Origin of the sequence: Methylocystis sp. ATCC 49242 (assembly GCF_000188155.2) — a bacterium.
Lineage (GTDB): Bacteria > Pseudomonadota > Alphaproteobacteria > Rhizobiales > Beijerinckiaceae > Methylocystis.
In genome coordinates this window covers 233,264-254,126 of sequence record NZ_KE124774.1, presented here as the reverse complement: position 1 = coordinate 254,126, position 20,863 = coordinate 233,264, and the positions used below count along the sequence as shown (strand labels likewise).

Genomic DNA, 20,863 nt, shown 5'->3' with positions numbered 1-20,863 from the left:
GCAGCCCCCGCTGCCTCGAAGATTTTGCGCGACCCCAAGAGCAGCAAGGCTGCGTAGACGGCCGCCGCGACGGCGCTAACCCAGCGACCGAATCGGAAGTAGCACCCGGAAGGAGGGCGACCATGACCATAGCGCATCGTTCCACGTTGGTCGTTCACGGCCGCCTCGCCATGCGCGAGAGCCGGCTGACGGCGGGCCGTGGCGGTCGTCACGGCCTCCAGATCATGTCGTTCGAACAGGCAGCCGTCCGGCTGGCCGGCGGGTTCGTCCGCCCTATCGACGACGAGAGCTTGCGCGCGGCCATCCAGATGGCCCTGCCGACAACGCCGATGGGTGAGCTGGAGAGCATAAAGGCTCTCCCCGGCATGATCGACGCAGCGGCCGACACGCTCCACAAAGCCTGGCGCGCGGGCATCGATCTTGCCGCACGCGCTGCCGACCATCCGCGTCTCGCTGCCATCTCACGCCTCGAAGCGGCCGTCCTCGACCAGCTTCCACCCGGCACGATGCGTCCTCTCGACATCGTCGCTGCGGCGACCGCACGCATCGCTCATGCGCCGGCGGTCCTCGGCCCGATGGAGATCGTCGGCCTTACCGAACTTTCGCCCTGCTGGCGGCCGCTGCTCCAGGCCCTCACCGCCCATATCCCCGTGCAATGGACAGCCGGCCCGAGGAGCATACCCGCATGGCTGGACGGCACTGGTGTCACGGTCGCGCGCGCACCGGCGCAAACGCCACGGATCAGCGCTGTCAGCGCGGCGACGGCCTATCATGAGGCCGTCGAGGCAATGCGCTGGGCGCGCAGCCTGCTCGCCACGGGCGTCTCCCCTTCGGAGATTGCCATCGCGACCGCCTCGCCCGCCGACTATGACGATCATTTCCTGGCCCTGCGCGCCGACGCCAACATCGACCTGCACTTCGTCCACGGCGTCCGCACCGTCACTACCCGCGAGGGCCAGGCGGCCGCGGCGCTGGCCGACATCGTGGTCCGCGGCCTGTCGCAGTCGCGGCTGCGGCGCCTCGCGGCGCTCTGCCGGGACAGCGGGCCTTTCGAGACCCTACCCGAAGGCTGGCTCCGGGTCCTGCCGACCGATGCGCCGCTCTCAACGCTGGGCACCTGGAACCGCCTGCTGGCCCGGTTGATGGCGGAAGACTGGCCCGACGGCGCCGACCATGTTTCGGCGCTGCGGACAGCGGTCGCGACTCTGGCGAAAGGACCGGATGCCGCCGGCGAGATCGGAGAAGCCTTCCTCAAAGGCCGCGCGCTCGCGATCTGGCGTAAGGCGCTGCTCGCCGGCCCCGCCGCCTCGCTCGACGCGACGCTGGAAACCCTGAAGCAGGACGACGGACTGGAAGCCTGCGTCTGCGTCGCCTGGATGCCGGCCAGCGCGCTCGCCGCGTCGCCCCGCCGCTTCGTGCGGCTCCTCGGACTCAATTCCTCGCGCTGGCCGCGCGGGATCGCCGAGGACCGGCTGATCCCGGACCATATCATCCCGACCCCGGTGCTCGACCCGCTGCCGGTCAATCTCGCCGACCGCCGCGATTTCGAGACAATCCTCGCCACGACGGCCGATACCGTCGTTCTCTCGCGCGCTCGGCGCGACAGCGATGGGCGTCTCCTGGGACGCAGTCCCTTACTCGCCGGAATGGGCGGCGAAACCTATCTGCGCCGCAATGCGACGCCGCGGCATGCCTGCAGCGAGACCGACCGCCTCATGGCCCGGCCCCAGGAGTTCGCCGCCGATCCGCAAGCGGTCGGTGCGCAGGGCTGCTGGCGCGACTGGCGGAAGGCCGAGATCACGCCCCATGACGGGCTCGTGCGGGCGGATCATCCGCTCGTTCTCGCCATCCTCAGCCGCACCCAATCGGCCAGCTCTTTGCGCCGCCTGCTGCGCAATCCGCTCAGCTTCGTGTGGGTCTATGCGTTCGGATGGCGTGAACCGCAGAGCAGCGCCGAACCGCTCGTGCTCGACGCGCTCGGGATCGGCGATCTCGTCCACATGGTTCTCGACCGCGCTTTGCGCGAACTCGAAACCGGAGGCGGCCTTGTGTCCGCCGACATGGAGGCCATCGAAGCGGCGGTGGCGCAGGCCGCGCAGGCCGTCGCCGCCGATTGGGAAAGCGAGCGTCCGGTTCCGCCGGCCGTCATCTGGGGGCGCACCCTCGACGACGCTCGCGTGATGGCGGGCCGCGCCCTGTCCTATGGCGATGACCTTCTGCCGGGAGCACGCTCCTACGGAGAGGTACCTTTCGGCGGCTCGGAACCGAAATCCGACGCGGAAACGCCTTGGGATGCGAGCACGCCGGTCACAATTCCCGACACGGGCTTCAACATCGCCGGCTATATCGACCGGCTCGACATCTCGGGCGACGGCAAGCGCGCGCTTGTGCGCGACTACAAGACCGGCCGCCCGCCGCGGGGCGATGTCCGGCTGAACGGCGGACGCGAGCTTCAGCGCTGCCTCTACGCCTTCGCGGTGAAGGCGCTCCTCGGCGACGACGTCGCCATCAGCGCCTCGCTGCTCTACCCGCGTGAGCCCGTCGATCTTCAGCTCGACGATCCCGAGGCCGTGCTGTCGGAGATCACGGGTTATCTGCGCGCGGCAAGGGCGAGTCTCGCCGGCGGCGCGGCCCTGCCTGGCCCGGATACCGGCGGCGATTACGACGACCTCGCCTTCGCCCTGCCGGCCAACGCCAGCGCCACCTATTGCAAACGCAAAATGCCAGCCGCGGCGGAGCGGCTTGGCGAAGTCGGTCAGGTCTGGGAGGCGGAATGATGAGCGTGTCCAAGGTGCTGAAGGACGACGGCGCACGCCGCGATGCGATCAGCCTCCATGATCGTTCGATCCTGGTCGAGGCCGGCGCGGGTTCGGGCAAGACCGCCGTCATGGCCGGCCGCATCGCCGCCATGCTGGCCGAAGGCGTTGCGCCGCGCTCCATCGCCGCCGTCACTTTCACCGAACTCGCCGCGAGCGAGCTGCTGTCGCGTGTCCGCGAGTTCGTCGCCGACCTCTCGGCCGGCACGATCGCGACCGAACTGCGCGTGGCGCTCCCCGATGGGCTGACCCAGGCCCATCGCGACAATCTCGCCGCCGCCAGCGCGGCGATCGACGAAATCACCTGCTCGACCATCCACGGCTTCTGCCAGCGCCTCATCAAGCCCTATCCGGCGGAGGCCGACATCGATCCCGGCGCCGGTGTCATGGATCGCAACCAAGCCGATCTCACCTTCCTCGAGATTGTCGATGGCTGGCTGCGCGAACGCCTGTCCGGCGGCCAGGGCGGCATCCTGGCAGAGATGGTGCTGCACAGCCCCGGTGAGACCGTAGCGCTCATCCATAAGATCGCCGAGAATCTGCGCCGCCGCCCTACGCTCTCGGCCCCGCCCGTCTCTCCGCTGGTCGGCCACCTGACGGCGTTCCGGCAGGCCGCTGCGGATTTCGCAGGCTTCATGGATGGCGCGGCGGCGGCCGAGCCGGAAACGGTGACGATCGTCGAGCGGCTGGCCGAGATGGCGACCGCCTTGGCGAACGGTCCCGATCCCGCAACGCCTGCGGGCCTCGTCCACCTCCTGACCTCGCGGCCCCACCCGGATCTTTGCACCAAGGCGGGCGCCTTCGCCTCCTACCGCAGGAAGGGCAAATGGGCCGCCGCGGCCAAGCAGGCGGGTCTCTCCAAGGCCGACGGCGATCGGCTGAACGACGCCGCCGAGACCCACTACACCGCCTGCTGCGACGCCTGGGCCGCGCTTGCGCAGGCCGCCGCCGGCCATGCCCTGGCGGCGCTGATCGACGAAGCGCGTCCGATCCTACAACGCTATCGCGACCACAAGCGCGCTAGCGCCCAGCTCGATTTCGACGATCTGATTTTCGCCGCGCGCGACTTGCTGCGCGACTATGATGCCGTGCGCCGGGCGCTGGGGCAGCGTTTCGTCCATGTCCTCGTCGACGAGTTCCAGGACACCGATCCCCAGCAAACCGAGATCTTCTGGCGGCTGTGCGGCGAGCCGGTCGATGGCGATGACGACTGGACCCGGTTCCGCATCCGGCCGGGCGCGCTCTTCCTGGTCGGCGACCCCAAGCAGGCGATCTATCGCTTCCGCGGCGCCGATGTCGGCACCTATGTGCAGGCGAGGGACGCCTTCCGCGCCCAAGCTCCCGGCAGCCTCCTGTCGATCTCCACCAATTTCCGCTCCTGCGCCTCCATCCTCACATTCGTCAACGAGCGCTTCGAGGCCGTGCTCTCGGCCGATGGGCAGCCGGGCTTCACTGCGCTCGACCCGTTCCATGACGACCGGGGCGGCCCGTGCGTGGCGGCCCTCGACATCGCCGTGGCCGACGAAAACGGCAAGGCCACCGCCGAACAGCAGCGCGACGCCGAAGCCGAGGCCATCGCCGAGCTGTGCGCCCGGCTGATCGAAAACCACCCGATCATCGACCGTCGCAGCGGCGCGGAACGTGCCTGCCAACCGGGCGACATCGCCTTGCTGGCGCCGACCGGCGCGGAGCTGTGGCGCTATGAGGAAGCCCTAGAGCGCCGCGGCATCCCAGTGGCGACCCAGGCCGGCAAGGGGCTGTTCCGCCGCCAGGAAATCCAAGACCTCATCGCGCTGACCCGCGTCCTGGCCGATCGCCGCGACACGCTGGCGCTCGGCGCGCTGCTGCGCGGGCCTCTGGTCGGCCTCACGGAGGAAGACCTGCTGGACATCATCTGGGGGCTTCCGCGCTCGGAGAAACAGCCGGATCGGATTCCGCGCCTGGATCTCGGCATCGACCCGGCCGTCATCGCTCACCCGCTCACGCGCGAGGTCATCGAGCGGCTGCAATCGCTCTCTCGGCGCGGCAACAGCACGACCGCGCACGCACTGCTCTCGCAGGCCGTGGACGTGATGCGCGTCCGCCCGCTCCTCCTTGAGCGCCATCGCGGCCAGGCCGAGCGCGCGCTCGCCAATGTCGATCTCTATCTCAGCCTGTCGACCGGCTACGCCGTGCGCGGCCTGCGCGCCTTCGCCGAGGCGATGACATCGGCATGGTCCGATGAGGCGCGCGCCGTCGAGGGCCGGCCCGACGCCCAGGAGGAAGCGGTCGCGCTCTTCACGATGCACGCGGCCAAGGGCCTGGAATGGCCGATCGTCATTCCGGTCAACACCATGACTGGCGTCATTGCTGCCGAAAGCGCCGTCATCGACCGCCAGACCGAGACGTTCTATTGCCCGGTTCTGGGCGTCACGCCGGAGGGCTATGAAACCGCCCGCCAGGCGGAAAAGGAAGAGCTGGACCGCGAACGCATCCGGCTCTGGTATGTCGCGGCCACCCGCGCCCGCGAACTTCTCGTCCTGCCCCGGCTCGACACCACACCGTCGAAATCGGCCTGGATCGGTCTCGTCGATCTGTCGCTCGCCGACCTGCCCGGCCTGGACGTCTCCCGCCTGCCTGCCGGCCGCACGGCCGCAAGTGCGGGCGAGGACAATACCCAGACGCGCGCGAGCTTCGCTGCCGAAGCCGAAACCATCGCCGCCGCACAGACGCGGCTGACCTGGCTTGCGCCCAGCCGCGACGAAAACGCCGCTGGGACCGTGCTGCGGGAAGAAGAAGCCGCGCTCTGGACGGGGTCGGCCGACGACCAGCGTCCCGAGCTGGAAGCCGCCGCCCTCGTGCAGGGCGGCCGGGAGCGCGGACTGATCCTCCACAAGCTTATGGAAGAGGTGCTGACCGGCGAAACCGCAGAGGCGGAAGCCGCCTTGACAGAACGGGCGGCGGACCTCATCCGCGCCCTCGGCCAGGCTCCGGTCGCCGACCCGGCGACGGGACTGTCGGCGGAAGAACTGGCGGCCTGTGTCGTTCGGACACTGGCCCTGCCCGACATCGCAGCCCTGCGGCCGGGTCTTTTGGCCGAGTTTCCCGTCTATGCCGCACAGTCGTCCGATGGCGTGGAAACCGCAACGGCCGGGATCGCCGACGCCCTGACTGTTGGCGAGGATGGCCGGCCGGTCGTGGTCGTCGACTGGAAGAGCGACGTGAATCCCGAGGCTCAGACGCTCGACCACTATCGGGCTCAGGTCAGCGCCTATCTCGACATGACCGGCGCCGAGCGCGGACTCATCGTTCTGATGACGAGGGGAATGGTGATTGCCGTCTCGCCCTCGCCGCAGACGGTGGCGGCCTGACGGAGGGAGACACGATGGCCTCCCGCAAGCGACCCACCGGCTCCAACCAGGACGATCTCTTCAACCCCGAGGTCGAACTCCTGCTGCCGGCTCGGCTTGCCATTGACGGCAAGGTGCTGGGAAGCCCCGTGCGCCAGTTGGCGGTTCCGGCGCGGTGGGTGGGTTGCCGGCTGCGCCCCTTCGCCATCCGCCGCGTCAATGGTTACGAGACGACCCTGGAATCCGGCGAGATTCTGAAGATCATCAGTGCGAAGACGGCGACGCCATTGGAAGCCGATCTCATTCTCCTTGTGCCCGGCGCAACGGAGCCGAAACGGATCGCCGAAGCGCTCGAACTGGGTGAAGGCCGGTGGATGAATGCACCGCCGACCTGCATCGACACGCTGGATCGTTCCGCGCGTGCCGAGCGCCTGAAGGCTGTCTCCGCTTCCTGGATCGACGCGATTCATCTGCGCGAGGGACGAGCTGGGGCGGACGGCCGGCCGGAGCAGCCTGGCTTGCGGCGTCCACAGATCGGCGCGCTTCATGCCGCGCTTGCCCACGCGACGCGATCGACGGATCCGGCCACCATCGTCATGCCAACGGGCACGGGCAAGACCGAGACAATGCTGGCGCTCAATGCCAACCAGCGGTTCGAGCGACTGCTGGTGGTGGTGCCTACCGACGCGCTACGCGAGCAGATCGCGGGCAAATTCGAGACCTTCGGCGTCCTGAAACAGCAGAAATGCCTTGATGAGACCGCAGCCTTCCCTATGGTCATGCGGCTCTCGCATATCCCGACCAGCCAGGCCGAAGTCGATGAAATCTTCGACAGCGCCAATGTCGTCGTCAGCACGATGCAGATCGCTGGCCGGGCGGACGCCCCGGTTCAGGAACGGATGGCGGCCCGTGCATCGGCGTTGTTCATCGACGAGGCGCACCATATCGGCGCGCCGACCTGGTCGCGATTTCGCGGCCTCTTCATCGACCGGGACCCGCCGCTTCCGATCGTCCAGTTCACCGCCACCCCCTTCCGTGAGGACGGCCGGCGCGTCGATGGCGAGTTCATCTATACCTACCCGCTCAAGAAGGCGCAGGCCGAGGGCTATTTCAAGCCGATCCGGTTCGAGGCGGTGTTCGGGCTCGATCAGCCCGATGCAGACCTTGCGATCGCCGAGAAGCTCGGCGAAGTCCTCCAGGCCGATCTGGAAGCCGGCCTCAATCATCTCGCCATGGCGCGTTGCCAGACGATCGAGCGGGCCAAGGATCTCCACCAGCTCTATAGCACGATATTCCCCGAGTTCCACCCGGTCATCGTCCATAGCCAGCAGTCGATCCGCGAGCGCCGCGCGAATCTTGCCGCGCTGCGGCGTTTCGAGAGCCGGATCATCGTGTGCGTCGACATGCTGGGCGAAGGCTTCGATCTCCCGGAACTGAAGATCGCGGGTCTGCATGATCCGCACAAAAGCATCGCCGTCACTATCCAGTTCGTCGGCCGCTTCACCCGGCAGGATCCGCGCTTGGGCGACGCGACCGTCATCGCCAACACCGGCGTGGACGACATCGATCGGTCGCTCGCCAAACTCTATGCCGAAGACGCCGACTGGAACGCTCTGGTCGAGGCTCTCAGCACAGCCAAAATCGACCGGCAGGTTCGGCGCGCCGAGATGTTCAAGGGCTTTGTCGGCGATCTCAGCGACATTCCCTTGCAGACGCTCGAGCCGAAGATGAATGCCGTGGTCTATCGCACGGCTTGCGATGCCTGGGAGCCGCTTCGCGCCGAAGACCTGTATAACCCCGGCGTCTATCTCGGCATGAAGGTCAACCCGCATCAGCGCATGGCCATCTTCGTCACCCGTTCGGAGGAGCAGGCGGGCTGGACGACCGCACAGCACGCCACCAACGTCGTCTGGGACCTGCATATGATGCACTGGGATCCCGACAAGAAGCTCCTCTATATCAGCAGCTCGGCCAAAGGCCCCTATGATCGGCTGGCCAAGGCTGTCTGCGGTGACACGACACGGCGCGTCGAAGGCGAGGAAGTTTTTCGCAGTCTTCATGGCTTCAATCGCCTCATCCTTCGCAACCTCGGGCTCACACACCATCAGGGCCGTGGCGTGCGCTATTCGATGTATATGGGCGTGGACGTCGCCGACGGGTTGGACACCGCGAAATCGCAATCCCGTATCAAGAACAACGTCTTTGCGACCGGCTTCCTCGATGGCGTGCCGGCCTCGCGCGGCTGCTCGGCCAAAGGGAAGTTCTGGTCGATCTCCCCGGTTCGCGACCTTACCGACTGGGTCGAGTGGTGCGGCGACATCGGCACAGCCGTCAACGATCCGGGCATCACCACCGATGGCGTCTTCAAGAGCGCCATGCGCCCCCGCCAGATCAATAATCGGCCGAGCGTTCCACCCGTAGCAATTCACTGGCCGGAATCTGTGCTGATACAGATCGAGGACCGGATCGAGATCAGCTTCGACGACATCGCCGCACCGTTCGCGGAATGCGACATCGAGCTTGTGGACCACGAACGCACCGGGCCGCTGCGCTTCGCGGTGCGCAGCGATACCCAGATCGCCGAGTTCGAAATCGTGTTCGCGGAAGGCGGCGCCCGCTATCCGCAACGATCAGGGCCGAAGGCTACGATCAAGTTCAGCGGCAAGGTGAAGACGCTGTCGGAATCCTTTGGCGAAGACTCCCCGCAGATTGATTTCGGAGACGGCTCTCTCCTGATCTACAGTCATCTCTATGCCCTGCCCGATGGTGTTCAGGTCGAGCCTTATCCTTCAGATCGGATCGAGGTTTGGGACTGGTCGGGAACAGATATCCGAACAGAGTCGCAAGGATCGGAAAAACGTGCAGATTCCGTCCAGCGGCGGGTCATCGAGACCTTGCTCGCCGACGGGGACGCCTACGATCTGATTTTCGACGACGATGGAGCTGGCGAGATTGCCGATGTGGTGACGCTCCGCGTCACCGAGGGCCTTGTCCAGGTCACGCTCCATCATTGCAAGTTTTCGAGCGCCGACACACCCGGGGCCCGCGTGAAAGATCTCTACGAAGTGTGCGGGCAGGCCCAAAAATCCGCCCGCTGGCGCGACCGCCCCAGCCGCATGTTCACGCATATGCTCAGGCGCGAGAAGCTGCGCCTCGACAAGGGGCAAAGCTCTCGCTTCGAACATGGGAACGCCGCGTTCCTCAAGCGGCTGAAAGCGAGTTGGCAGGACTATCGCTACGAATTTGACGTCCGCATCATTCAGCCCGGCCTGTCGCGGGCGGTGATCACCGAGGAAGGGCTGCATTTGCTCGCCGGAGTCGAGACCTATCTCCTGGAGACCCGCGCGATGAAATTGCGGGTCATGGGCAGCGCATAACCGTCATAGGGCCGCCTCGCGTCTCTCCGATCAGCCAGGCATCAGCCGCTGATGGGCATCGACGTCGGTCATAGGCTGGTTGGTTGCCGACGCAGGCGCGGCCATGTCGCCGTCATCCAATGCCGGAGCGCCGGTCTCTGCCGCCTGCCCATGGCCATTGGCCGATGAGTCCGGGGCAATCGTGTGTTGTTGCCGAAGACCCATTGCGGAAAAGTCCAGGACGAGCGGTTGCAGCAGCGCACGGGTCGCTTCCCCGCCGCGCGATAGCACGTCGATAAAATCTTCCTGGTTGGGCTGGCCGAGAGCCAGTCGATAGATCATGCGCTGCTCCCGAAGTTGCGCGAACCGCAGCATGTCCCGACCAAAGGGACGCTCGAAAACATGCCGGCGAATTTCGGCGCCGTCGAGCACCCACCACGGACGAAGGCCGCTCTTATCGACAAAGCGCTCCGCGTGCCGTTCCACGCATCGCCAGGGCGAGCCTTGATCCACGGCGAGATCACCAAGCACTTCGTCGCGCAGCTCTTCCGCCAACTTCCGTCTGACCGACAGGCCCGCATAGCGCTGAATGCGGCCTTCGCGTTGCTCGAGGTCGAGCGGATTGGAGGAAAGGTCCCAATGAACCACATGCGAACACCACGGATGAAAATCCAGGCCCTCCTGCCCAACGGATGTCGTCGCCAGGACATGCGGCCAGAAAGGCGTGTTGAAGCTTCGGCGCACTTCATCTGGACGCGCCGGAGTGGCCTGCGCCACGCCTCCCTCCACCTTGACCACCGGCTCGGCTTCCGCGTCGCCAAATGGCACGGCGACATGGCAACGGATAGGAATCTTGTGCGGCTGCCCGCCGATCCCATGAAAACTGAAACTGCCGGCACGGAGCCCGAGTGACGCCTTCAGATCCCTGGCAAGACCCGCAGCGCCCTCATGGAGATTCTGGGCGCGGAGCCAGAAATGCTCGTCGAGAACGCTCTCGAACCCGCCGTCGACCACCGCTCCCATGACCTGCTCGACCGCGTTCCTGCCTGGCAGCAATGACAATATAACCGGGTTGTCGAGATAGGCACGCAGGCCCTGCCAACTGAGCTGAACCAGTTCGGGGTATCGCGGGCCATCCAGGATCGTCGGGTCATGGCGCCGCAGCGCCCGGCCAAGCACGACGCCCGGCGCGCCAATGGCGTAGTCAACGAGGTCGGAAATCTCGGCCGGCGATAGCCTGTCGATCGGCAGCGTCTGGCGCCACTTTCGCACTGCCGATTGCGCGGCGCGATCATCACCGATCGCACTGCTCCATCCCGCCGCCGACTGCTCCGCAATACCCGCCATGCGTTCGATGGACGCCAAGACGCGGGCAATCGATCTGTGGCGCCGGCGGGCCTTGACGGTGTTCCGTTCGACAATGCCTCTCGGCAAAGCAGCGAGAATCTGCCGGCGAACTTCCTTGCGGACAGCACCGAGCGGCGCCCCCGCTTTTGCGAGCGGGTCGGTGTTGCGGATCAGCCATGGCGAGGGATGGAACGCCGCCATCACGGGGCCGGGGACCGCCGCCAGCTTGAAGCGCCGCCGCCTGTAGGCTTTTTCGTATCCCCCTTGTTTCTTGGGAAGGCAGCGTGCCTCGACCCCGAAGCTGAGAAGCGCTGCGACGCTGGGGGGCGTTGCACGGAACCGGCTGAACATAAGGAGCTTGGGATCAGCCCCGCCTTTCTGATCGGCCGTCGCCGCCGCCCACCCCCCGCGAAGAGGCCACCATGCAAGCGATGGGGCGACCCAGGGCAACGACAACAATGCGGGCGGAGCAACACCGTTCAGCGCACGAAGCTTGGCGTCCGGCCAGTCGGCCGGCGCGTTGAGCTTGTTGCGGCGCTCCCGCGTCATCCGCGTGAGCTTCGGCGCAGCCTTGATCGTGGCCTTCTTCCAAGCCGCATAGCGCGGCCCGAGGGACTGGGCCGGCAACGGAACCGACGACCAGTACGGCAACGCCTCGTAGCGCACTTGCTCGGCGAAGCTCTCCGCCAAATGCCGGTACACCTGAAAATCCTCGGGCAGCGGGTCCGCATGGAGAAACTTGGTGCCGGCGAGCGGATCGGAGGAAGCCACGCTGTCCCGCTCCGTGCGCGACATCACCGGCGTCATAAGCTGCCGAAGCTCATCCCTGAGACGCCGCGCTTCCGTCACCTCTTCCATCAGTTCCGGGCGGCTTGCATCGGAATGGGCGGAGACGGCGCGCAACTTGTCCCCAAAATCCGCAAAAAGATCCTTTGCGCGATCACGCGCGTCCGAGCCGGCGAGAAACTCGATCAATTTCAGAAGCTCCGCGTGAGCAAGCGCACCGCGCGCTTCCTCCCATCGCGTGGTCAGATACGGATATGGCGTGGCGCTCAGCAGCAGGATCGCCGGACGTCTGGCCGAGCCTTCAGGCTCCAGCAGCGCCTTCAGGAGCGGGTCGGCGTCCTTCTCGTCCAGAAGCTGCCGGTAGCGCTGGAACTCGTCGAGAATGACAAGGTCTGGTGGTTGATGGCGTAGCGTTGCCAGCGCCAAGGCTCGCCGGAGACGGCCAACGAAGGTGGTCGGCCTGAGCGGCTTGATCCTGCGCTCAGTGTCGCCGTGCAGCGCCAGATCGAGCATCGCACGCCCAGGTTCGCCAAACTCAACCTCCAGCGCCTCACGAAACCTCTGCCGCAAGCCAGGTGGCGACGCCGCAAACTTCTTCTCGGCTTCCGTAACAGCCCAGTCCCAGGAGCCGCGCGCACTAAGCCGCAAGATGTCGGGATCGAGATCGCGAGCGAAAGCCGGATAGCTCTGTTCGAGCAGCACCTTCAGAAACGCCCGTTCTTCCTTTCGGCCGCCGGTCAGGCGAGCCTTCGCGCCCGGAAACGAGGTCGCAGGGGTGAGCGCATAGATCAAAACCGGGCTGGCAGGCCGCTTCTCGACGGCGATCAGCGAAAGCCGATCGGGCGTCTTGATCGCATCCCGTAGCTGCAAGTCGCCCAGGAAGCCGACAACCCGGCTCTTGTTCTGGTGCGACACAGCGTGTCCGTTGGCGATGTAGTAGATGGTAAGAGGCCGGCGACCGCCATCAGCCATGCGGCAAGCCAGCTCCTTCGCCACGACGGTTTTTCCAAGGCCGACTTCATCAGCGACAAGAAAGCGCCGTCGGCCGTCAAGGTCGGCAAAGGCCGCAAACGCCGCATCGACGGCCGCCTTCTGAAATGGCTTTGGGGCACTCATGGGCGTTTGCCCTTGATTTCGGCAACCCCGAGCCCGCTGCGGAGCTTGCCCCACAAATCATCGAAGCGGCGCAGCATATCCGCAGTCTGAGGGTCTTCCCGCTTGGCCTCCTCAAGCACAGCAGGCAGATACTGAGATACCCGCCGCTCGATCTGACGAAACTTCTCGGGATCACGCGCCCATGCCGCCAACATCTCCTCCAGTGTCGGCAGCGAGGAATCTAGTGCCGGATTCATTCTCGGATCGGCGCGCTCCCGTGGTTCGTCATTCGTCCAGTCGCCTTCCCCCTCGCGGCCGTCGTCCGCCAGCAATCCGGCCAGCCACAAGAGGAACCCTCTGGCGCCTAGAAAACGCACGAACGCCGCGCGGTCGCGATCCTCCCCAAATGGCGGATCTGCGGGCGCGCGTTGCAGCCAAGAAAGCCCTTTTCCCCCACGGCTCACGCGCAGCCGCACGAACTCGCTCCGCTCCGCTGGAGGCATCGGTCCCAGAGGCACGATGGTTTGCCCGCAGGGCCACGCAACCAATTCGCCGTGGAGCATGCCCACCTCGAGCGCGATGTTCCGCTCGTCTGGATGAGGCCCGCCTGGATGGAGATCGGAACGATGCGCGAGGCGCGCGCCTTCATCGTCAAAGCCGAGCTGAGCGGCCCATCGGGCCGCGACCTGCGCTCGCGCGCGTTCGAGCGCCTCCTCCTCCAGCGCTACGGCGTCGGGCGCATGTTCCACGAGCGGCACCTCAACCAACCGAGCTGATCCGATAAGTGCTTTCAGTCCTCTCTCGACAGGCTCCGTGACGACCAGCTCGGCGGTCACTTCGACGTTGCGGCCAGTCCAAGCACGCATGGTCGCATTCGCGCTGCCGAGCCATAGCCGCCGCTTTTGTCCCGATCGCATGAACAGCAGCTTCGCGTGAAGTCCACGGCCAAGTTCTTCTTCCTCGTCATCAGCCGGATCACGATCGGAAGCCGCCACGGCGATGTCTGCATCAGGCTCGGGATCTCCGACTGGATAGTCCGGTGCGTCCAGCACGAGCAGATCATCAAACGCCGCAAGCGAGGGACCAATCCGCTCGATCTCGCGCATAGTCGTCAACAGCACGCGGCGCGCCGGTTTCGATCCCTGTGGCGCTTGTCGAGCGAGGAACGTTTTGTCGATGAACGGACTCACCACCACGACTTCATCAGTACCCGCCGTGGGCACGGGAACCGCCATGTTTCCACTTCCGTCCGACCAGCGAAGCCGCTCGACGCGCACGCCGGCCGGAGCGCGCCAGGCTACCTTTGCAACGACAGCGCCCAATGAAGCAGGCCTTACGCCTTTGAAAGCTGCTCTCTCGGCCAGCGCACGCGCCAAGTCCTCTGCGCCTGGGAAAAAAGCGCCGCCTTTCTCCGCGGACAGGAGCAGCAGTCCGATGTCCCGGTTCACATTTTCGGTGAGATTGCGGCTCCCGATCCAAAGGCGCCAGCCGACGTTCCCGCCCGCATCGCGCGTGCGAACAAGGGCTGCTTTGGGATGCCAACTATGGATAGCTTCATCAAAATCGACTTCGCGCACGAACTGGTCGAGGACCGCCGCGATACGCGGTGTCCGACGCATTTTCGCCAGCCGCCCTCGCTGAATGATGATGCGCACCTTTCCACGAAGGCGTTCGACCGCATCGGCGAAGTCGGAGGGGCTTCCACGGCCTGCATCTGTGTCCTTGCCGGCCAAGGCAAGCAGCGTCGCGCCAATAGTCCCCAGATCCGCCGAATAGGAGGCCAGCAAGGCCAGTTCGACATTCTCGTCGGGGCCGGGACGAAGGCCATCGAGAAACGAGAGCGCCGGCCAGCTGTCGACCGTCCCGCTCATTCGGCGTCCGCCAAATCGTTAAGGAGCGTGCTGACCTGCTCCCATCTATAGTGGAGAGGTCCAGCTAGACCATGCTCGTCGTTCGCCCATTCGAGCCGCCGCGCGCGACCATTGGGCGTTAGGGGGAGCCGCGCGCGGGGCCCCTTTCGGGCTTCGGCCGCCTCATAGACCTCGAAAAGCGGTCGGGGATCAGTCGGCTTCGAAGCTATCCAATCTTTCGTCGCCGTTACGACGGCGCGCAACTTCGACGGCAGCGCGCCTATGTCTGCCTCAAGCGCGTCGACATCGAGTTTCGCCGCGACGGCGCCGTATTCGGCAACGATCGAGACGAGGTGATCGCGATGTCGGGTTGACGTCTCCCGTTTGTCGTAGGCCTCGACGATATGTTCAAGGAGAGCGTCATATATGGCGCGCCCCACGCCGGCCAGATTGGCCGCCTGATGCGCACGCGCCAGCGGCGCGCGGTCGGGACCGGCGATCGCACGGGTCTCATCGGCCCACATTCCCGGCGGCGATGCGGCCTCTGTTCGAACAAGGCGCGCGAGTAAGGAAAGCTCATGACCTCCGCTGCCGCGTAATTGCGCGAGGCGCTCGCGAAGAAATATGGCCTCCGCGGCCGCCAACCGGAGAGTGATCGATCCATCGCGCCAGCCAACCGGGCGCTTCGGTAGCGGAACGAACGGCGGATCGAAGCCGAGGAGTGGCTGTCCGTCATCGTCGGTCGCCGCGCTAACGCTCTTCAGCAGTCTATGGGCGTGCGCCCGAGAAATCGTCCGCCCGTCAAGACGCGGGCGCAGGATTCCCCACACCGCGAGAGCATTCCAATAAACGGTCGATGGCGGCTGACTGGAAGGCTTGGGAAAAACACGACTGCCAATCACCTGGGATTCGCCGGCGTCTCGAAGCCGCCCTGCAAGCACCCTTTCGCGTTCGCGTAGGGCACGCTCGGCAGCCGGTCTGGTCAAACCCGCGAGATCCTCGAATAACCAAGGCACGAAGATCGCGTAGCGAGCCCGGGTGTGCAGGACGGATGTACCTGGGAAGAAGTGATCCGCGTATCGCTGATGGATAGTCAGAAAGCCGATCTCGTCGCGCACGCCCATGGATTCTTCGTCCATTTGCGCCTTGGCGCGGGCCAGCGCCTCGCGGGACAAATAAGTCCATCCCAAGGATGGCTCGACGAGCGCCGCGCGTTGCGCCTGTGATGATCTCGTAGGCCGAGACACCGGGTCACCTCCAGAGAGACGACAGGGGCGCCGCTGCCAACCGATCGCCAAACGGCACGATGTCAGAGCTGTCGTAGAGGATAACGCCAAACGCGAAGCGGTCCCCGCAGGCTTCCGCCAATGCGCGCAGGCCCGAAAAGTCGCTGGCCTTGACCGTTGCGCTCGCCTTCACCTCGATGGCGGCAATCATGCCGTCGTCGCGCTCGAGCACGATGTCGACTTCGCGCATGTCCCGATCGCGAAAATGGTGTGGCGTCAGACGCAGGTCTGAGGCCGTCATCAGCTTCAGCACTTCGGAGAACACGAAGCTCTCGAGCAGCGCGCCAAACGCCCCCCGATCCGCCTTGATCCGATCGAAAGTCAGCCCGCGCGCGGCAGCCAGCAGGCCGGAATCAAGGAAATGCAGCTTGGGCGTCTTGACGATGCGTTTGAGCGCGTTGGTGAACCATGGCTGCAGGGTCGCGATCAGGAAAACCTGTTCGAGCAAACCGACATAGCGCTGACCGGTCCGGTGGTTGACGTTGATGCCGCTTGCGAGTTGGGAATAGTTGACGAGCTGCCCGGAATGTTCAGCGAGAAGTCGCACGAACTTTGGGAGTTCGGTCAGCTTCTCCACCTCGGCAATATCGCGCAGATCACGGGTCAGGATCGAGGTGAGATAGGAACGCGCCCAGTCCTGCCGCCGCCGTTCGCTGTCACGGCTGATGGCTTCAGGAAAGCCGCCGAGGAGGATAAGTCGGATCAACTCGTCGCCAACAATGGCGTTCTTCTGGCTCTGCAAATTCCCCGCAAACAGGCGCTCCAGAAAGGTCGGTGTCCGGTTCTCGATTTCCGCTCGGGCCAAGGGCAGCATCCGTATGGTCTCCATCCGGCCAGCGAGGCTATCGGCGACACGCGGTAAGGTCAGCACATTGGCGGAACCGGTGAGCAGAAAACGGCCTGGACGATAGTCCTCATCGATCGACTTCTTGATCGCGAGCAACAGACTGGGCGCGCGCTGGATCTCGTCGATGATGGCTCGATCCAGACCTCGGATGAAGCCGGCCGGGTCGGAGTGGGCAGCCTCAAGGACGGTCTGGTCGTCGAGTGTGCTGTAGGTCCAGCCAGTTTCTCCCATCTTTCGCACCAGCGTCGTCTTGCCAGCCCGGCGCGGTCCCACGATCAGGACGACCGGCGTGTCCGCAAGGGCCTCCTCCGCCCGCCGCTCAACGAATCGCTGAAACATGACATCTCCGGCTTCCGGCTGATTGGCACTATCAGCTTCGGCAGATTTGTAGTCAATGGCCCGCTGATTGGTATCGTGAACGTCGCTATCCGAGAGTAGTGAGGGGAACGCCTTCCTCTACGGCCGAGCCATATCTCTGCCGACCCCTTATGCGGGGACGCCCCCGAGAGCGAGAGTGCAGGCCGGGTGTTCCGCGACGGGTTGAAGGCTGGGAGAGAGGCTTCCGGCGCCCGTCGCGGAGATTTCCCGATGAACATGCAGGTTCTAGACCCCCGCCGCGATCTCAGCGGCGGCTACAAGGTGGATGTCACGCGTGGCGAGCGCGTCGGTCGGGTTTCTTCAGAATGGTTTTCGCGACCGGATGACGAGCGGTTCCTCTCGCTCGGTGAATTGGCCCGCTCGGTGCGCGATCGGGCCGAGCGCAGCCGGACCCGCGTGGTCGAAACCGCGTTGATCCATGTCGAGGCGAGCCGCACCGATTCCGAGCGGCTGTCGCTACTCCTTCCCGGTGCCGAAGCGCCTGTGGCGCCGACGCACTGGAGCTTTGGCCAGTTGGCCGCCCAGGTCGGCGCGCCCGCCGCCTATCTGCGCCAGCTTCCTGCCTCGCTCGCCGGCATCAATCTGCAATACGGCCTGACCTCGAACCGCGCCGAAAAGATCAAGACGCTCGAAACCGAAGACGGCCGCGTCGAGTTGCGCGCCGTCACCGGCCCGGACTACGGGCGCATCTATGACCACGAGCTCATCGAGGCGGTGCAGCGCATTGCCGGCAACGGCACGGGCGATACGCGCTGGAAGGTCCCAGGCGTGCTCGATTGGTCGACTGGTATTTACAACCCCAATGTCGACGTCACCCAAGACACGACGACGCTCTACGCCTCCGACCGCGACGTGTTTCTGTTTCTCGTCGACGATCTCAATCCGATTGAAGCCGGCCGGTTGCCGGACGGCTCGCCCGATCTCTTCTTTCGCGGCTTCTACTGCTGGAACTCAGAGGTCGGCGCCAAGACACTTGGCATTGCGAGCTTCTACCTTCGCGCCGTCTGTCAGAACCGCAATCTCTGGGGCGTCGAGGATTTCGAGGAGATCACGATCCGGCATTCCAAATACGCCGCGTCGCGCTTCGCGCATGAGGCCGCGCCGGCGTTGACCCGCTTCGCCAATTCCTCGCCGCTGCCCTTCATCAACGGCGTCAAGGCGGCTCGCGAGCGCATCGTCGCGCGCTGCGACGACGACCGCACGGAATTCCTGCGCAAGCGCGGCTTTTCGAAAGCGGAGACCGCGAAAATCATCGACACCGTACTGACGGAGGAAGGACGCAAGCCCGAGAGCGTGTTCGACTTCGTCCAAGGGATTACGGCAATTGCGCGCGACAAGACGCATCAGGACGCACGGCTCGATCTCGAGGCGCGAGCGAAGAAGCTCTTCGAGCGGGCGGCGTAGGTTCAGGCCCGCTGGCGCAGTGGGGACCGCTGTTCGACAATATGGTCGTCGCCGCCTACGAATTTGCCTCGATGATTTCCCGGCGTCGCCCTCAAAGTCAGAGGGCGGCGCTGCGCTTCGTGACGGGTTCGAGGCCGAGAGAGAGGCTCCCGGCCGCCCGTCGCGGAGTTGATCCCCATGACCAGGTCGGTTCAGAAAATCCAGCTCAGCGCCTCGCGCGACATTCCCTTCAACAAGCTCGTCCTGTCGCAGGCGAATGTCCGTCGCATCAAGGCGGGGGTCTCGATCGAAGAACTCGCGGAGGACATCGCGCGCCGCACGCTTCTGCAGAGCATCACCGTGCGGCCGGTCATCGACGAGCAAGGCGCAGAGACGGGCATGTTCGAAATCCCCGCGGGCGGGCGCCGCTACCGCGCGCTGGAACTTCTGGTGAAGCAGAAGCGCCTGGCGCGCAACGCCCCCATCCCCTGCGTGGTGCGATTGGAGGGCACGGCCGAGGAAGACAGCCTCGCTGAGAACGTTCAGCGCGCGCCCTTGCACCCGCTCGATCAGTTCCGCGCCTTTCTCACGCTGCGTGAGAAAGGCCAGAGCGAGGAAGAGATCGCCGCCGCCTTCTTCGTCAGCGTCGCCGTCGTCAAACAGCGGCTGCGGCTCGCCTCCGTGTCGCCAATGCTTCTCGACGTCTATGCCGAGGACGGCATGACGCTCGACCAGCTGATGGCTTTCACCGTCAATCCCGACCATGAGCGGCAGGAACAGGTCTGGGAGGCGATCCAGCGTTCCTACAACAAGGAAGCCTATCAGATCCGCCGCCTTCTCACGGAAGGCGCGGTCCGGGCTTCGGACAAGCGGGCGCAATATGTCGGCGAAGATTATCTCGCCGCTGGCGGTCCCATCATGCGGGACCTTTTCCAGAGCGACGACGGCGGCTGGCTGCAGGATGTCCCCCTTCTCGAACGGCTCATCGCCGAGAAACTCACCCGGGACGCCGAGCCCATTCGCTCCGAGGGCTGGAAATGGGTCGAGACGGCGATCGACTTCCCCTATGGCCACACTTATGGGCTCCGACATCTGCAGGGCGAACGCCAGCCTCTGAGCGAAGAGGAAGCCGCGACGCGTGAGTCGCTCCGCCTCGAAGCCGAACAGCTCGAAGCCGCCTATTCCGACGCCGACGAGATTCCCGAAGACGTCGATGTGCGCCTTGCCGAAATCGAGACCGCGCTCGAAGCGATGGAAGATCGTCCGGTCATTTATACACCGGAGGACATAGCCCGCGGCGGCGTCTTCGTCAGCATCGACGGCTCGGGGCGACTGCGGATCGAGCGCGGCTATGTCCGCCCCGAGGACGAAGCGCCGATCGAGGAGCTTGAAGCGCTGGCCGGGGAAGGTGAGATGGAGGACGCCGGTAGCGCGCCTTTGAGCACAGCGGCCCTTGCTCAGGGCGCGGCGCCGGACGGAGACGATGCCGTCCGTTCTGGCTCCGCGGAGGATGAGGAAGACGAGGGCCTGCGCCCTCTGCCCGACAAATTGCTGACGGAACTTACCGCCTATCGCACGCTCGCGTTGCGCGAGGCGCTCGGCAATGAACCGGACATGGCCTTCCTCGCCGCGCTACACGCCATCTGCCTGCGCCTCTTCTACCGCTACGGTTCGGACACCTGCATGGAGATCGAAGCGAAGAATGTTTCCTTTGGCGCGCAGGCGCCGGGTCTCTCCGACACGGCCCTTGCCGCCAAGGTCGACGCCCGTCATCTCGACTGGTCGCAGCAGCTCCCGGCGGAGCCACAAGACCTTTGGGACGCTCTGACGACCTTTGACGTGGAAGCACGCCAACGTCTCTTCGCGCATTGCGTCTCCCTGACGGTCAACGCCGTGCATGAGCCCTGGAGCCGGCGTCCGCGCGCCATCGCCCATGCCGACCGTCTCGCGACCTCACTGTCACTCGACATCTCGGCGACGGGCTGGACGCCGACGGCCGACAATTTTCTCGGCCGCGTGACCAAGGCGCGCATCGTCCAGGCGGTGAGCGAAGCAAAGGGCACAGAAGTCGCCCGGCGCATCGAAGGATTGAAGAAAGGCGACATGGTCCAGGAAGCCGAAAGGCTCCTTGTGGGGACGAACTGGCTGCCCGAGCCGCTTCGTACGCCCGGGCGCGCCCCGCATCTGCATGCCTCCGAAGGAACGCCCTCGGAGCGCCCCGCCGAGGATGACGCCCTACCGGTCGAAGAATCGGCGGCGATCGAAAGCGAAACGGCCATCGACGAAACCGCATCCGAGGAAGATGCTGATCAGGCGTCGGTCGACGAGCCCCAGGGCGTCGCCGCCGAATAGACCTCCCCGAGGCCGACAGCGTGGGGCTCGCCAGCAAT

At 65.4% G+C, this 20,863-nt stretch carries 9 protein-coding genes; 5 read left to right on the top strand and 4 right to left on the bottom strand.

The genetic code is table 11. The features are described 5' to 3' along the window. Positions 1–122 precede the first annotated feature (122 nt). The 3 genes from MET49242_RS03130 to MET49242_RS03120 are packed head-to-tail and all read left to right on the top strand — an operon-like array spanning position 123 to position 9,522. Complete coding sequence (locus MET49242_RS03130; protein ID WP_036280600.1) at positions 123–2,777, top strand: PD-(D/E)XK nuclease family protein; 2,655 nt, start codon at positions 123–125, stop codon at positions 2,775–2,777. After that, a complete protein-coding gene (locus MET49242_RS03125; protein ID WP_036280598.1) occupies positions 2,774–6,166 on the top strand; it encodes an exodeoxyribonuclease V subunit beta in 3,393 nt (1,130 codons plus the stop codon). The genes MET49242_RS03130 and MET49242_RS03125 overlap by 4 nt, the downstream gene beginning before the upstream one ends. A 14-nt stretch (positions 6,167–6,180) precedes the next feature. After that, complete coding sequence (locus tag MET49242_RS03120; RefSeq protein WP_036280595.1) at positions 6,181–9,522, top strand: DEAD/DEAH box helicase; 3,342 nt, start codon at positions 6,181–6,183, stop codon at positions 9,520–9,522. Between the two features lie 30 nt (positions 9,523–9,552). Here MET49242_RS03120 and MET49242_RS03115 read toward each other — a convergent pair whose 3' ends face one another. Genes MET49242_RS03115 through MET49242_RS03100 form a run of 4 tightly spaced genes read right to left on the bottom strand, consistent with a single transcriptional unit; the run spans position 9,553 to position 17,051 of the window. Continuing rightward, complete coding sequence (locus MET49242_RS03115) at positions 9,553–12,750, bottom strand: helicase-related protein (protein ID WP_051133965.1); 3,198 nt, start codon at positions 12,748–12,750, stop codon at positions 9,553–9,555. Then, on the bottom strand, positions 12,747–14,600 hold the full coding sequence (locus MET49242_RS03110) for a hypothetical protein (RefSeq protein ID WP_036280593.1): 1,854 nt from the start codon (positions 14,598–14,600) through the stop codon (positions 12,747–12,749). The genes MET49242_RS03115 and MET49242_RS03110 overlap by 4 nt, the downstream gene beginning before the upstream one ends. Further along, entirely contained in the window at positions 14,597–15,826 is a 1,230-nt protein-coding gene (locus tag MET49242_RS03105) for a DUF6361 family protein (RefSeq protein WP_051133964.1), read from the bottom strand. Before MET49242_RS03105 ends, MET49242_RS03110 begins: the two co-directional genes overlap by 4 nt. Before the next feature lie 4 nt (positions 15,827–15,830). Next, positions 15,831–17,051, bottom strand: a complete 1,221-nt coding sequence (locus MET49242_RS03100) for an ATP-binding protein (RefSeq protein ID WP_036280589.1) — start codon at positions 17,049–17,051, stop codon at positions 15,831–15,833. A gap of 249 nt (positions 17,052–17,300) precedes the next feature. Here MET49242_RS03100 and MET49242_RS03095 point away from each other — a divergent pair, with 249 nt between their 5' ends. Both MET49242_RS03095 and MET49242_RS03090 read left to right on the top strand, forming a co-directional pair. Further along, positions 17,301–18,494 carry a hypothetical protein gene (locus MET49242_RS03095; RefSeq protein WP_036280587.1) on the top strand — a complete coding sequence of 398 codons (1,194 nt, stop codon included), beginning with the start codon at positions 17,301–17,303 and terminating at the stop codon, positions 18,492–18,494. Positions 18,495–18,671: 177 nt separating this feature from the next. Further along, a complete protein-coding gene (locus MET49242_RS03090) occupies positions 18,672–20,825 on the top strand; it encodes a ParB/RepB/Spo0J family partition protein (RefSeq protein WP_036280585.1) in 2,154 nt (717 codons plus the stop codon). Positions 20,826–20,863: the final 38 nt, after the last annotated feature.

Coding starts and splice junctions, on each gene's coding strand:
- MET49242_RS03130 (WP_036280600.1), top strand. CDS start 123: ATGACCATAGCGCATCGTTCCACGTTGGTCGTTCACGGCCGCCTCGCC.
- MET49242_RS03125 (WP_036280598.1), top strand. CDS start 2,774: ATGATGAGCGTGTCCAAGGTGCTGAAGGACGACGGCGCACGCCGCGAT.
- MET49242_RS03120 (WP_036280595.1), top strand. CDS start 6,181: ATGGCCTCCCGCAAGCGACCCACCGGCTCCAACCAGGACGATCTCTTC.
- MET49242_RS03115 (WP_051133965.1), bottom strand. CDS start 12,750: ATGAGTGCCCCAAAGCCATTTCAGAAGGCGGCCGTCGATGCGGCGTTT.
- MET49242_RS03110 (WP_036280593.1), bottom strand. CDS start 14,600: ATGAGCGGGACGGTCGACAGCTGGCCGGCGCTCTCGTTTCTCGATGGC.
- MET49242_RS03100 (WP_036280589.1), bottom strand. CDS start 17,051: ATGTTTCAGCGATTCGTTGAGCGGCGGGCGGAGGAGGCCCTTGCGGAC.
- MET49242_RS03095 (WP_036280587.1), top strand. CDS start 17,301: ATGAACATGCAGGTTCTAGACCCCCGCCGCGATCTCAGCGGCGGCTAC.
- MET49242_RS03090 (WP_036280585.1), top strand. CDS start 18,672: ATGACCAGGTCGGTTCAGAAAATCCAGCTCAGCGCCTCGCGCGACATT.